The organism is Cupriavidus sp. 01T418, assembly GCF_056398885.1.
Window position 1 is genome coordinate 115364 of record NZ_JBFTQG010000011.1, and the last position, 14042, is coordinate 129405.

Sequence of the window (14042 nt, forward strand, 5' to 3'; positions counted from 1 at the left end):
AATCGTTGCACTTCAACCCGGCACCGTGGCCGGAGGGTTCACAGCTCCAACATGGAGGAAAAAATGAAATACCTCATCGATATATTGGGTCGTTCGGGTCTTCTGAAGCGCGACCTCGATTACCATCTTCTCCGCGCCGCGATGGTGATCATATTCGCGTGGTTTGGCTACGATAAATGGTTCGAGGCCGAAATCAGAGGGCTGCTTCCACTGATCAACCACGGACCGCTCATCTTCTGGATGATCCCTGTCTTGGGCATTAAAGGCACGAGCCTATTCCTGGGAGCCGCAGAATGGACCTTTGGCTCGCTATTGCTCTTGGGATTCTGGAATAAGAAACTGGGGGTGTTGGGCGCTCTTGGTTCAACGTTCAGCTTCACTGCTACGCTTACAATCATGCCATTCGTTCCTGGCGCATGGGAAGCTGCCGCTGGCGGTTTCCCCGCGATGACAATAGTTTCGGCCTTCCTTCTGAAGGATCTTGTGCTGCTGGTCGTCTCTGTCTATCTGCTTAAGCAGGACGTTGCCAGAGTGATTGAATCCCGAGGCTCTGTCGTTAGCGGAACACTCGTCACTGCTGCGAGCTGACCGCGCACTGAGAGGAACGCAGTACGGGTGCCCGGTCAGGATGCCGTGTGTATTGCATTGGCAGAAGCGCGCCGGGCTATGGCCTGGCGCGCTTTCTCTGTCTGGCTTCGGCGCAAGTTGCCATGGCGTCACCCAACCCAAACAGACGCAATTCCGCAATACTTCAAAATGCAAACAGTAACGCTCGGCAGGTGCCTGTGCTTCCTGTTTCATGGCATTGGCCGGCTGAAATGCAAGACTTTCGCGGTCATCCGGATGGGGCAGATACAGCCGTTACGCGTCACACTGGATGCACAGCGCGCAAAGCCGTGGAATCCTGGTCGCTTACTTCATTCCTTGCATACACTCCTTCGGATCCATGGCCCCCAGGTTCTTGACGATTTCGAATTTCATGCCCTTCACCTGGGCGATATACATGTTCATCCGGACGTGATGCTGGCCGGGCACCATTTCAGCCGGGCCGCCTGGCCCCTGTGCAATCTTCGCGTGGTCCAGTGCTTTGACCACATCATCCTGGCTTAGCGAGCCCGCTTCTTCTACCGCAGCCTCCCAGAGTTTCAGGCCCCGGTACATGCCGGTGGCTGCGCTGCCAGCGGTGAATTTGGCGTCGCCTGGATAGAGCTTGTCATAGTTCGCCAACAGTTCCTTGCTAAAGGGATCGCTGACGTTCTGGTAGTAGTCGAGGCAACTGTATAGGCCCTCCACTTGTTCCGGCGGAAAGAAGCCCAAGAAGTTCTCCTCGAAGTACGTGCACACGAGGTGGCCGCCGCGCTTCATGAAGCCGGACTGATGGAGTTGTTCGAGGAACGACCCCAGGCCGGGCGGAACTATCGTGTTGAATACCACCTCGGCTCCGCTGGATATGATCTTTTCGATTGTCGCGCTATAGTCGGTGTGGTCGAGCGGAAAGTACTCCTCGCCGACAATCGAGCCGCCATGGACGGTTGCCACCTCACGTAGCTTCCTGTTCATCGTGTGCGGCCAGATGTAATCAGCCGATGGGCAGTAGAACTTCTTTGCTCCGGTTTTCTGCATCAGCCATGGAATCGTGGATTCAACCTGCTGAGCTGGCACCGGGCCGGTGCAGAAGATCAGCGGGTGGCATTCCTCTCCCTCGTATTGCTCCGGATAGATGTAGAGCTTCTTGCCCTGCAAGACAGCAGGGCCCTTGATGGCTTGTCTCATGGAGCTGTAGATGCCCCCGAAGACAACGTCGACCTGATCTTGCTGGACGAGCTTCCTCGCCTTGGCCTCCCCAACGCTATCGGTCGTTGCGCTGTCCTCGAGGTACAGATCGATCTTCCGTCCCAACAAGCCACCCCTTGCGTTGATCTCATTGATCACCATTTTGGCCACATTTGCATTGGCGATACCCAAGAACGAGAGGGGACCTGTCATGTCGGTGATGACGCCCACCTTGATGGATCTACTTGTTGATTCACTCATCGGTTCTTCTCCCCTCGAAGGATCGGTTATCGACGAATACCCAACGGCCACGTCAAGCAGCGGACTGCAAGGCCGCCGGCTTGCACCGGTAGCCGGGCGATATTGTCAAGACTAGTCCATTGGGGCAGTTTTTCCTGTCCACTACCTCACTGGCGACTGGTGCCCCCGTTCAAGTCAAGCGTTAAGACGACCAATGGCAGCTACAGGTTGTCAGGCAAGCATCACATGATCGAAGGTGCAAGTGGCTGCTTAGGCAGGTTATGCGACGATCGCCAACCTTGAGCCGGATTCAACCGGCCAACGCAACGGATTGATGGAATCGGCCGCCCGTACCTCGTAAGGCCGCACCAAGTCCGTGTGCCAGGCTCCGTTCCCTACGCGGACTTGCGATGACGGCGCGCCCGCCGCGCGTCGGCGTGTTCGCGGATCATGTCGATCAGCGCGCGCAGTCCGGCTGGCACGTGGCGGCGGCCCGGATAGTACAGGCAGAGGCCGTCGAGAGGGGGCGTCCAATCTTCCAGAACGCGAACCAGCGTACCAGCTTCCAGATCCGCGGCGACGTTCCATTCGGTCAGATACGTGAGACCGATCCCGGCACGTGCCGCCGCCAGCATCAGGCCTGGCTCGTCGAGCGTCAGCGCGCCTTTGCCGTCGATACGCATCGTTTCGCCGCGCCGCTCGAACTCCCACTGATATATCGCGCCGCTCGGCATGCGTGAGCGGATGCAGCGGTGTGCGTTCAGGTCGGCAGGCGTGCGCGGCGGCTTTTGCTGCGCAAAGTAGGCTGGACTGCCGACCACGGCAAAGCGCTGCCTGTCCCCGAACGGCACCGCGATCATCTCCTGTGGCACCGTTTCGGTCAGCCGAATGCCAGCATCGAAGCCTTCGACAACGATATCGATCAGGCGCCCTTCGGTGACCAGATCGAGCTTCATCTCCGGATAGCGCTGCAGGAATTCGATGAAGAGCGGCATCACCTGCCTGGCCGCGCCGGCTGACGCATTGATACGCAGCGTGCCCGACGGCGTGTCACGGAAGCTGCCGGCCTGCTCGATCGCGACGCGGATCGTGGAGAGCGCAGGCGCAACGCTGTCGACGAACTGCACGCCGGCTTCCGACAACGACACGCTGCGCGTCGTGCGGTTGAAGAGCCGTACGCCGATACGCGCTTCGAGCGCCGCCACGGCATGACTGAGCGCAGACGTCGACATGCCCAGATCCGTCGCGGCCGCGCGGAAGCTGCGATGACGCGCGACGGCCAGCACCGCCTCCAGTTCGCCCAAGCCCGATGTCTTCATTGTCTCAAATTTTTCAACGATACATGCCGTATTGTATGACTAGTCAGGGCAATGCATCGGGTCTATCTTTAGTCGTCTGGAACCTCTTCTGGGAGCAGCCATGCAGATCATCGACAAAATCTATATCGACGGCGCCTTCGTTACACCGCACGGCGACGAACTGTTCAACCTCTTCAATCCGGCGACCGAGCAGGTAATCGGCCAAGTGCGTCTCGCCGATGCGCAAGACGCGCGCGATGCGATCGCCGCCGCAAAGCGCGCGTTTCCCGCGTTTTCCCGCACCGGCAAGCGGGAGCGCATCGACATGCTCAGGCGCATGCACGAAGCCGTCGCGGCGAAGGAGGACGATCTGTACGAGGCGATCACCGAGGAATACGGAGCGCCCGTATCGCGCGGTCGCTGGATGGCGCAGCACGCCAGCAATGTGCTGCTCGAAGCGGCAAAGGTGCTGCAGGACTATGCGTTCACGCGCCGCGCGGGTATTGCCGAGGTCGTGATGCAACCGCTGGGTGTCGCCGGCCTGATTACGCCGTGGAACAGTAACGCGGGCTTCATCTGCGGCAAGCTCGCTACCGCGCTGGCAGCCGGCTGCACGGCGGTCATCAAGCCAAGCGAGATGAGCGCGATCCAGACGCGCATCGTCACCGAAGCGTTGCACGATGCCGGCTTGCCGCCGGGCTTGTTCAACATCGTGACAGGGCGCGGCGAAACGGTCGGCGCGCAGATCAGTTCGCATCCGGATGTCGCAAAGCTGTCGTTCACCGGTTCGACCTCGGTCGGCAAGACGATTCTGCGCGCGGGTGCCGAGACGTTGAAGCGCGTGACGCTAGAACTTGGCGGCAAGTCGCCGGTGCTCGTGCTCGACGACGCGAACTTCGACGAGGTGGTACCGCTCGCGATTCAGGCCGGCTTCATGAATAGCGGCCAGGCGTGCATCGCGGGCACGCGTATTCTGGTGCCGCAGCAGCGGCTCGCGGAATTCGAAGCGCGGGTGCAGCAAGAAGTTGCGCGCACGCAGGCAGGCGATCCGCGCGATCCGCGGACGACTGTCGGCCCAATGGTCAGCCAGAAGCAGTGGGAACGCGTGCAGCGCTATATCCGGATCGGCATCGACTCGGGCGCGCGTCTGATCGCGGGAGGCGAAGGCCGGCCAGATGGCATCGACGCAGGATGGTTCGTGCGTCCGACCGTCTTCAGCGATGTGGCCAACGACATGGCGATTGCCCGCGAAGAGATCTTCGGTCCTGTGCTGTCGATTATCGCGTACCGCGATACCGAAGAGGCAGTCGCTATCGCCAACGACACCAATTACGGCTTGCAAGCGTACGTGTTTTCTGCGGATAGCCAGCGTGCGCGCGAGCTCGCACTGCGCATCGAGGCGGGTCGAGTACTGGTCAACACGCTGGCACACGAACCGAACGCGCCTTTCGGCGGCTTCAAGCAATCTGGTATCGGCCGCGAGTATGGCACGTTCGGGCTCGAGGCTTTTCTCGAACCGAAGGCCATTCTCACTGCTTCGTGATCGCGCAACCCGAGCGCTCGTTGAATCGACTCGCCGGGCTGCAAGGAGGACTTCCAGCGTCTATGAGTACCGGAAGACAAAAGGGGGTTGGCGCAGGCGCCCGCTGATCTCCTCTGAATGGCGAAGGATGGGCAATCAGCACGAGCGTGGTGGACCGTTGGTCATGGTACGACCGCCGCAAGCTTGCGGTGCGCTTCAGCGGCATCTGTCCCTGGCTCGCGTACATCGGGTTGACCGGTGCTGGCAGCGGTTCGAAGGCTTCCAGCAGCATCATGAGGCTGCCGGATTTCACCAGTTCGTCAATGCAGGTGTGCCTCCAGTTCGGACATGCGTCGGCTCACGGTCGCCAGGGGAATGCGAAGTTTTCGACTTGCGGCGGAAAGGCTTCCGGTGTCTATCGCCGCCAACAAAATGACCATCGCCTCGAGTCGATCCATAGCCTTCCACCGATGAGAGGGTGGTTCCCAATTCTACCGGCGCCAGCTTTTCCAAGCGAGAAACCATGCATGTGCGGGCATGTGCGATGGACAAACCATAACGCTGTCTGTTACCCGTGCCCGCGACGTGGGCATGGCGCGCCACGCGGGCCGCAGGGGGCTCGTAACCCGGGATATTGTCTTCCGGGCAGGATCATGCCAGCATCGGCCATGCGCTCCGGCGCTCTTCATACGACTGGGAGCGAACACAAATGGGTCATTCGCAGGCCGCCAAAGCATCCACCCGTCAACGTATTCTCGAGATCGCCGCGCGACGCTTTCGGGAACGCGGGTTTTCTGGCGTCGGACTAGCGGAGATCGCACGCGAGGCGGGCATCACACCGGCCGCGTTTTACCGGCATTTCGCCTCGCGCGAGGCCGTGCTGGCCGAGGCGGTCCATGAGGCCGCGCGCAGCCTCGATACCTGGGCGGCCTCGTCGCAGGATATTGCCAGTGCAGTGCGAAACTACCTCAGCGTGGCGCATCGCGACACGCCAGGCAGTGGGTGTCCGCTCGTCGCACTGGTGCATGATGCCGCGCGCGCGGACGACGCGACCCGCGATGCCTATACCGCTGAGGTCAAGCGCGTGCTCGACTTCCTGGAAGGCTTGCTGGCCGCGCAGGGGCATGCCAACGCGCGCGCGATGGCCGTCCTGCAGCTCTCTGCGAGCATTGGCGCGATGGGCCTGGCACGTGCCGCCGACGATCCCACGCTGTCACGCGACCTGCTGGACCAAGTGGCAGACGGTCTTGTCCGCCTGGGCACGCCACAGCCCTGAAGCCTAAAGCACCAGCTCGCGCGTTGCGGCGTCTTCGGGCACGGACGTCCGACGCAGCGCTTCGCAGCCATCACCTGCCGCCATCCGCGGGCAGTCCTCGAAGATCTGCGCCACCCAATCGACAAAGACGCGTACCTTCGGCGCCAGATGCCGGCTTTGCGGATAGATGGCGGCGAGTGGAATCGGGCGTGGCCGCCATTGCGGCAGCAGTTCCACCAGTGCGCCGGTGCGCAGATGTTCCTGCACCATGAAACGGGGCGGCTGGAAAATGGCGGCGCCGCCGAGGCCATAGGCCACGTAGGCATCGGCGTCGTTGAAACTGATATGGCCGCGCATGCCAACCTCGACCGGATTGCCGTCGATGATGAAATTCAAGTCCAGCGTGCGCCCGGTGCGGTTGGAGAAGTAGTGGATCGCGGTGTGATGCTGGAGGTCCGCCAGTGTGCGCGGCAGGCCATGCCGCGCGATATAGGTCGGGCTGGCTGCGGTGACCATGTGCATGTCGCCCAGGCCACGCGCGATCAGGCTTGAATCCTGTAGCGAGCCCGCGCGTATCGCGCAGTCCACACCGTCCTGGATCAAGTCCGCCATCCTGTCGCCAAAGCCCACCACCAGTTCGATGTCGGGATAGCGCTCGTGGAACGCGTGCAGTTGGGGCATGAGAATGATGCGCCCGATCGACGCCGGCATTTCCACGCGCAGCTTGCCGATCGGCCCCTGGCCCGAGCGCGTCAACGCCACCTCGGTCTCGGCGATCTCCGCCAGGATCCGCATGCAACGCTCGTAGTAGTCGGCGCCTTCTGGCGTCAGCCGGAGCTGCCGCGTGGTCCGGTTGATGAGCCGCACGTGCAGATGCGCTTCGAGGCTCTGGATGATCGTGGTGGCGGAGGTGCGTGAAAGCCCCAGCGCCTCCGCCGCGCGCGAGAAGCTGTTCATCTCCACCACGCGGGTGAAGACTTCCATGGCCTGGACCTTGTCCATCGTACTGCCCTTCTTTAGTGCGCCGTGCAGAACCTGCAGCCTGTTTCGCGGCGGATTGTTTGGTGACGCCAAATTGTGTTCTGGATTATAGGCGTTTACCAGATGAGGGCAATGTACCAGACTTCATGCATCGCAACATTTGCACGTCAGCGCAATCCGTCATGGCCCAGAAGGCATCCAAGGCATCCTCCTCCACGTCATCGGTCCACGTGAACAGCGTGAGCATCATTGGCCACGCGCAGCGCATTCCCCTGCGCGTTCACATCCCCGACGGGACCACCGAGGCGTTGCCCGTGATCCTTTACCTGCACGGCGGCGGCTTTGTCGAGGGCAATCTCGACCGGGCCGAGGTGACTGCCTCGACTCTTGCGCGCGCCACGCCGGCCGTGGTGGTGGCCGTGGGCTATTCGCTCGCGCCGCGCTTCCCGTTCCCGGTACCGCTCGAAGACGGCTATCTGGCCGCGCTCTGGACACAGGCCCACGCCAGGCAATATGGCATCGACGCGCGCCGCATGGGTATCGCCGGGCACGATGCCGGCGGGAACCTGGCCGCGGGCATTTGCGCCATGGCGCGTGACCGCAAGGACTTCACGCTGCGCGCGCAGGCCTTGCTGGCACCGTTGCTGGACCCCAGCATGACGCGGCTGGCCGATATCGCCCACCTGCATGAGGTGGACCTGTCAGCCAGCGACTGCGCCATGGCGTACCGCGCCTACCTGCCCGACGTGCTGCAGCAACTGCATCCGTATGTGGCGCCACTTGAATCGCGCCGCTTGTCGCGCCTGCCGCCCACGCTGATCGTCAGCGCCGCGCAGGACGTCTGCCATATCGAAGCGGAAACCTATGCGAGCGAGTTGATCGCCGCGGGCGTCCCGACCGAGACCACGCGCTACGCGCAAGCCTCGCATTGCTCGATTGCCACCCACGCTCCCGCACTCGCCGACGTGGCGGCGTTCTTCGCGCGCAGGCTCGATGCATCGGCATCCGCGACTGTCCCGCGCCGCCCCCAGCGGCCCCCCGAATCACACTGATCCGACTATCCCGCTAATCCCGCTAATCCCGCTAATCCCATTACTAATCCTACTAATCCTACTAATCCCAGAGATCCCGGACAGGATCTTCGCAGGAGTGAAGTCATGGAACATCGCAGATCAATCTTCCGTCGCCCCCCGGTGGTGGCTGGCATCGGCGCCGCCGTGGTGGCGGCGGGCATTACCGCAAGCGTGGTGCTGAACGACACGCGCGCGGCCGCGCCCGCCGCACCGCCGCCCACGCAGGTGACCGTCCAGCCGCTGCAACCGGAGGACGTGCGCGTCTGGACCAGTTTCTCGGGCCGGCTGAAGTCCGTGGACGAAGCACTGGTGCGGCCCGAGGTGGGCGGGCGCATTGTCGAGGTCAGGGTCCGCGATGGCCAGGCCGTGCGGGCCGGCGACATCATGTTCGTGATCGACCCGCGTCCCTATGACGCGGCGGTGGCGCGCGCCAAGGCCGATCTGGCCGCCGCGAAGGCGCGGGCGGAGTTTTCCACCACCGAATATGAGCGGGCCAAGGGGCTGATTGCGGATGATGCCATTCCCAGGAGCCTGCACGACCAGCGGGCCAACGAATACCGGACCGCGCAGGCCGCGGTGCTGGCCGCGGAAGCCGCCTTGCGCCAGGCCGACATCAATCTGGACCATGCCTACGTCAAGGCGCCCATTCCGGGGCGTATCAGCCGCGCGGAAGTCACGCTCGGCAACCTGGTGCAGCCGGGGCCCAACGCGCCGGTGCTGACCCGCATTGTCTCCAATGATGGCATTTATGCCGACTTCGAGGTCGACGAGCAAAGCTACCTTCGCTCGATCCGCGCCAAGGCCGACACGCTGAGCAGGGAGCAGCAAATTTCCGTCGACATGAAGATCCAGGGCGATACCGATCACGTGTATCAGGGAAAAATCCACACGTTCGACAACAGCATCGACGCGAATACCGGCACGATCCGCGCCCGGGCCAAGTTCGCCAATCAGGATGGGGCGCTGCTGCCGGGCATGTCCGTGTCGATCAGCCTGGCCGGCAGTGCCGCCACGCGCGCACTGATGGTGCCGGACGTGGCGGTGGGCAGTGACCAGAGCAAGAAGTTCGTCTTCGTGGTGGGTCCCGACAACAAGGTCGCATATCGCGAGGTCACGCTGGGCGCCGGCATCGACGGCCGCCATATCGTGCTGGCCGGGCTCAACGCGGGGGACCGCGTGGTGACCAAGGGCGTGCAGTTCGTCCGCCCCGATGTGGTGGTCGCGCCCACCGAGGCGGCGCCGGAAACGATAAAAACCGCATCCGCGCAGCACGCCGCACCGGCCCCGTTGGCGGAGTGACACCATGAATCTCTCGAAATTCTTTATCGACCGGCCAAACTTCGCGGCCGTGATCTCCGTCATGATCTTCCTGGCCGGTCTGATCGCCATTCCGAAGCTGCCGGTCTCCGAGTATCCTGAGGTCGTTCCACCGTCCGTGGTCGTGCGCGCGCAGTTTCCGGGCGCCAATCCGAAAGTGATTGCCGAGACTGTTGCCACGCCGCTCGAGGAACAGATCAACGGCGTGGAGAACATGCTCTACATGTCGTCGCAGGCGGCCAGCGACGGGGTGATGACGCTGACGGTGACGTTCAAGCTCGGCACCGACCCGGACCTGGCCACGCAACTGGTGCAGAACCGCGTGAACGAGGCATTGCCCCGGCTACCGGACGTGACGCGCCAGCTCGGCGTCAGCACGATCAAGAGCTCGCCGAACCTGACCATGGTCGTTCACCTGGTCTCGCCGAACGACCAGTACGACAATCTGTACCTGCGCAACTACGCGCGCCTGAACGTGAAGGACGAACTGGCGAAGATCAGCGGTATCGGCCAGATCAACCTGTTCGGCTCGGGCAACTACGCGATGCGTGTCTGGCTCAATCCGCAGAAGGTGGCCGAGCGGCACATGAATCCCGAGGAGGTGGTGGCCGCCATCCGCAAGCAGAACATCCAGGTGGCCGCAGGCGTGATCGGCGGGGCGCCGTACAAGGACAACGTCGAGATCCAGCTGCCCGTGAACGTGCAGGGGCGGCTGGCCGATGTCGACCAGTTCGAGAACATCATCGTCAAGCGCGATGGCGGCGTGGTGACCTACCTGAAGGACGTGGCGCGGATTGAGATGGGGGCCAGCGATTATGCGTTGCGCGCCCAGCTCGATAACAAGCAGGCCCTGGCGCTGGTGATCTTCCAGTCGCCTGGCGCGAACGCCATCGAGATATCGGACAACGTGCGGGCCAAGATGGAGGTGTTGAGCAAGCGGTTTCCGAAGGGGCTCGAGTACCGCATCGCCTACGATCCGACCACATTCGTGCGCGATTCCATCAAGGCCGTTACCCACACGCTGCTCGAAGCCATCGTGCTGGTGGTGCTGGTCGTGATCCTGTTCCTGCAGACCTGGCGCGCCGCCATCATCCCGTTGCTGGCCGTGCCGGTCTCGGTTGTCGGCACGTTCGCGGTGATGCATGTGTTCGGCTTTTCGATCAACGCGCTGTCATTGTTCGGGCTGGTACTGGCGATCGGTATCGTGGTGGACGACGCCATCGTCGTGGTGGAGAACGTGGAGCGCAACATCGCCAGCGGCCTGGCGCCACGTGAAGCCACGATCAAGGCCATGAAGGAAGTGACCGGGCCGATCATCGCCATCGCGCTGGTGCTGTGCGCCGTCTTTGTGCCGATTGCGTTCATCAGCGGGCTGACCGGGCAGTTCTACCGGCAGTTCGCGCTGACCATCGCGTTCTCCACGATCATCTCCGCGTTCAACTCGCTAACGCTGTCGCCGGCGCTGGCGGCCCTGCTGTTGCGCGGCCACGATGCGCCGAAAGACCAGTTGACCCGCGCAATGGACCGGCTGCTGGGCGGCTTCTTCACGCGCTTCAACCGGTTCTTCCAGCGCAGTTCCGACGCCTATAGCGGCGGCGTGAAGCGCGCGCTGCACCGCAAGCGCGGATCGATCCTGATCTACGTGGTCCTGCTGGGTGCCACGGTGCTCGGGTTCAGCAAGGTGCCCGGCGGCTTCGTGCCGATCCAGGACAAGGGGTATCTGGTGAACCTGATCCAGCTGCCCGATGGCGCCACGCTGGACCGCACCGAATCGGTCGTGCGGCAGATGACCGAGATCGCCGCAACGGAACCCGCCTTCCGCAACGCGGTACAGTTCCCTGGGCTGTCGTTGAACGGCTTCATCAACAGTTCGTCGGCGGCAACGGTGTTCCTGGGCGAAAAGACTTTCGAGGAAATGCGCGAGGCCGGCGCGTCGGGACCCGCGATGGCGGGCAGCCTGCAGCAGAAGTTCGCGGGTATCAAGGATGCGTTCATTGCAGCGTTTCCACCGCCCCCCGTGCAGGGGCTCGGCAATACCGGCGGCTTCAAGCTCCAGATCGAGGACCGCGGCGACGCGGGCTACGTGGAACTGAGCAAGACCGTCAGCGCCGTGCTCGACAAAGCGAGCAAGGCGCCTGAACTGGCCAGGGTGTACAGCACCTACAACGTGACCACGCCGCAGCTGTTTGCCGATGTGGATCGCACCCGGGCTTCGCAGCTGGGCATCGACGTGGACGACATCTTCAAGACCATGCAGATCTACCTGGGGTCGCTCTATGTCAACGACTTCAACAAGTTCGGGCGCACGTACCAGGTGATCGCGCAGGGCGACAAGGACTTCCGCTCCTCGCGGGACGACATCCTGAAGCTGAAGGTACGCAACAACCAGGGCGAGATGGTGCCGCTGGGCGCGGTGGTCAGGATCAGCGATACGAGCGGGCCGGATAGCGCGTCGCGCTATAACGGCTATCGCTCGGCGGACATCAACGGCGGTCCCGCACCGGGGTACTCCACGGGACAGGCCCAGGCGGCCATCACCCGGATCCTGGACGAGACGCTGAGCGGTGAGATGACGTTCGAATGGACCGAACTCGCCTACCAGCAGATCCTGGCCGGCAACACCGCGCTGATCGTGTTCCCGATCTGCATCCTGCTGGTGTTCCTGGTGCTGACGGCCCAGTACGAGAGCGTATTCCTGCCGCTGGCGATCATCATGATCGTGCCGATGTGCCTGTTCTCGGCCATCACAGGCGTGTGGCTGACCAAGGGCGACAACAACCTGTTTACGCAGATCGGCTTCTTCGTGCTGATTGGACTCGCGTGCAAGAACGCCATCCTGATCGGCGAGTTTGCACGCGAACTGGAGATCCACGGCAAGTCGACGTTCGCCGCGGCGGTAGAGGCCGCGCACCTGCGGCTGCGGCCGATCCTGATGACGTCCATCGCATTCATCATGGGCGTGCTGCCGCTGGTGCTGTCGCATGGTGCCGGCGCGGAGATGCGCCGCGCGATGGGTGTGGCGGTGTTCTTTGGGATGATCGGCGTGACGTTCTTCGGCCTGTTCCTGACACCGATTTTCTATGTGATGGCGCGTGCATTGGAGAAGCGCATCACCAAGACCGAGAAGGTACATCATCATGTTGAAGCTTGAGCGAATCATCGCGCTGGCCGCGGTGGCGCTGGTCGCGGCATGCACCGCGCCCGTGGGGCCGCAATCGTCGGGCATCGATGCCGCGCCGCAATGGGCGAAGCTGACGGACGGGCAGGGCGGCGGCTATCTGGCCGGCGATGCCGGCGCCAGCGTGGACCAGACCTGGTGGGCGCGGTTCCGCGATCCCGCGCTCGACAGGCTGGTCGCCGAGGCGCTGGCCAACAACAAATCGCTGGCGATTGCCAAGGCGAGGGTGGAGGAAGCGCGCGCGGGGCGCCTCCTGGCGCAGTCAGCATTGGCGCCCCAGGTCAATGCGACGGCCAGCAGCGAACGCGGCAACCGTGGCTTCCTGACCAACGACCATCCCGTCACGATCAACCAGGTGGCCATCTCAGCCGCGTGGGAGGTCGACCTGTTCGGGCGCAACCAGGCGCGCACCGCGCAGGCAACGGCAATCCTGCAATCGGCCGATGCCAGCCAGCAGGCGGTACGCGTGGCGCTGCTGGCCGAAGTGGCACGCACGTACTTCGATCTGCGCAACGATGCGCAACAGATCGACATCACGCAACGGAACCTGGACAGCCAGCGCCGCACACTGCAACTGATCCAGGCGCAGATGCGTGGTGCGTTGGCCAGCAATTTCGACGTGCAGCGTGCCGCCGCGCAGGTATCGGCCACCGAGTCGCTGCTACCGGTATTGCGCACCGGGTACGACGGCGCCATGAACCGGCTGTCGAACCTGCTTGGCCGCACGCCCGGTACGCTGGCTTCGTCGCTGGCCCCGTCGCTGTCCGATGCCCATGCATGGCAGCCGATCGACCAGGACATCGTGGTATCCGCACCGGCAACGGTGCTGAGGGAGCGGCCCGACGTACGCGCGGCCGAGCGGCAGTTCGCGGCCAGCATCGCCGCGCGCAAGGCTGCCGTGGCGGAGCTGTTCCCCAATATCTCGCTGACGGCCTTCTTCGGCGCGCAGAATGCCACGCCGTTCTCGTCCACGCCATGGGGCATCGGGGCCGGGCTGATCCAGCCGGTGCTCAATTTCGGTCGTATCCGCTCGCAGATCGACGCGGCCGATCAACGACAGACCCAGGCATACCTGACCTATCAGCAGACCGTGCTCGATGCGCTGGAGGACATGGAGAACGCGTTATCCGGCTATATCAACGAGAATGCGCGCAATGCCTCGCTGACCGCCGGCGTGGCGCAGAACCGCAAGGCCGCCGAGCTGGCGCAGAAGCAGTTCCGCCAAGGCTACGTTGGCCTGCTCGATGTCCTGGTGGCGGAGCGCGACCGGCTCGATGCCGAGTCACGCCAGGCCGCATCGGATGCGAACCTGCGCAAGTCGCTGGTGCGGATCTTCGCCGCGGCCGGCGGCGGATGGCAGGCGCAATAACGCAATAACGCAATAACGAAAAGGTTGGGGGAAACG

General features: G+C 63.1%; 11 protein-coding genes. 7 read left to right on the plus strand and 4 right to left on the minus strand.

Annotated features, from left to right (window positions below; genetic code table 11):
* Positions 1 to 63 precede the first annotated feature (63 nt).
* Positions 64 to 588 (plus strand): DUF417 family protein, encoded by a 525-nt coding sequence (locus tag AC1DQ3_RS14295; RefSeq protein WP_477120838.1) that lies wholly within the window; start codon positions 64 to 66, stop codon positions 586 to 588.
* A gap of 324 nt (positions 589 to 912) precedes the next feature.
* Here AC1DQ3_RS14295 and AC1DQ3_RS14300 read toward each other — a convergent pair whose 3' ends face one another.
* Together AC1DQ3_RS14300 and AC1DQ3_RS14305 are read right to left on the minus strand one after the other, a co-directional pair.
* Positions 913 to 2034, minus strand: coding sequence for a substrate-binding protein (locus AC1DQ3_RS14300; protein ID WP_477120839.1), 1122 nt, complete (start codon positions 2032 to 2034; stop codon positions 913 to 915).
* Positions 2035 to 2408: 374 nt separating this feature from the next.
* Positions 2409 to 3332 carry a LysR family transcriptional regulator gene (locus AC1DQ3_RS14305; protein ID WP_477120840.1) on the minus strand — a complete coding sequence of 308 codons (924 nt, stop codon included), beginning with the start codon at positions 3330 to 3332 and terminating at the stop codon, positions 2409 to 2411.
* Positions 3333 to 3432: 100 nt separating this feature from the next.
* On the opposite strand from AC1DQ3_RS14305, the gene AC1DQ3_RS14310 reads away from it, so the two are divergent.
* Complete coding sequence (locus tag AC1DQ3_RS14310) at positions 3433 to 4854, plus strand: aldehyde dehydrogenase family protein (protein ID WP_477120841.1); 1422 nt, start codon at positions 3433 to 3435, stop codon at positions 4852 to 4854.
* A 299-nt stretch (positions 4855 to 5153) separates the two neighbouring features.
* Here the strand turns inward: AC1DQ3_RS14310 and AC1DQ3_RS14315 are convergent, their stop codons facing one another.
* Positions 5154 to 5291 (minus strand): helix-turn-helix domain-containing protein, encoded by a 138-nt coding sequence (locus tag AC1DQ3_RS14315; protein WP_477120842.1) that lies wholly within the window; start codon positions 5289 to 5291, stop codon positions 5154 to 5156.
* 251 nt (positions 5292 to 5542) lie between these two features.
* Between AC1DQ3_RS14315 and AC1DQ3_RS14320 the strand changes: the two genes are divergently transcribed.
* Positions 5543 to 6109 carry a TetR/AcrR family transcriptional regulator gene (locus AC1DQ3_RS14320; RefSeq protein ID WP_477120843.1) on the plus strand — a complete coding sequence of 189 codons (567 nt, stop codon included), beginning with the start codon at positions 5543 to 5545 and terminating at the stop codon, positions 6107 to 6109.
* A gap of 3 nt (positions 6110 to 6112) precedes the next feature.
* Here the strand turns inward: AC1DQ3_RS14320 and AC1DQ3_RS14325 are convergent, their stop codons facing one another.
* Entirely contained in the window at positions 6113 to 7090 is a 978-nt protein-coding gene (locus tag AC1DQ3_RS14325; RefSeq protein ID WP_477120844.1) for a LysR family transcriptional regulator, read from the minus strand.
* Between the two features lie 161 nt (positions 7091 to 7251).
* On the opposite strand from AC1DQ3_RS14325, the gene AC1DQ3_RS14330 reads away from it, so the two are divergent.
* The 4 genes from AC1DQ3_RS14330 to AC1DQ3_RS14345 all read left to right on the plus strand — a co-directional run bounded on the left by AC1DQ3_RS14330 (position 7252) and on the right by AC1DQ3_RS14345 (position 14006).
* Positions 7252 to 8121, plus strand: coding sequence for an alpha/beta hydrolase (locus AC1DQ3_RS14330; protein ID WP_477120845.1), 870 nt, complete (start codon positions 7252 to 7254; stop codon positions 8119 to 8121).
* A gap of 105 nt (positions 8122 to 8226) precedes the next feature.
* The gene (locus AC1DQ3_RS14335) at positions 8227 to 9441 is read left to right on the plus strand and encodes an efflux RND transporter periplasmic adaptor subunit (RefSeq protein ID WP_477120846.1); all 1215 of its coding nucleotides are present in this window, start codon (positions 8227 to 8229) and stop codon (positions 9439 to 9441) included.
* Positions 9442 to 9445: 4 nt separating this feature from the next.
* Positions 9446 to 12610 carry an efflux RND transporter permease subunit gene (locus AC1DQ3_RS14340; RefSeq protein ID WP_477120847.1) on the plus strand — a complete coding sequence of 1055 codons (3165 nt, stop codon included), beginning with the start codon at positions 9446 to 9448 and terminating at the stop codon, positions 12608 to 12610.
* The gene (locus tag AC1DQ3_RS14345; protein WP_477120848.1) at positions 12597 to 14006 is read left to right on the plus strand and encodes an efflux transporter outer membrane subunit; all 1410 of its coding nucleotides are present in this window, start codon (positions 12597 to 12599) and stop codon (positions 14004 to 14006) included. Before AC1DQ3_RS14340 ends, AC1DQ3_RS14345 begins: the two co-directional genes overlap by 14 nt.
* Positions 14007 to 14042: the final 36 nt, after the last annotated feature.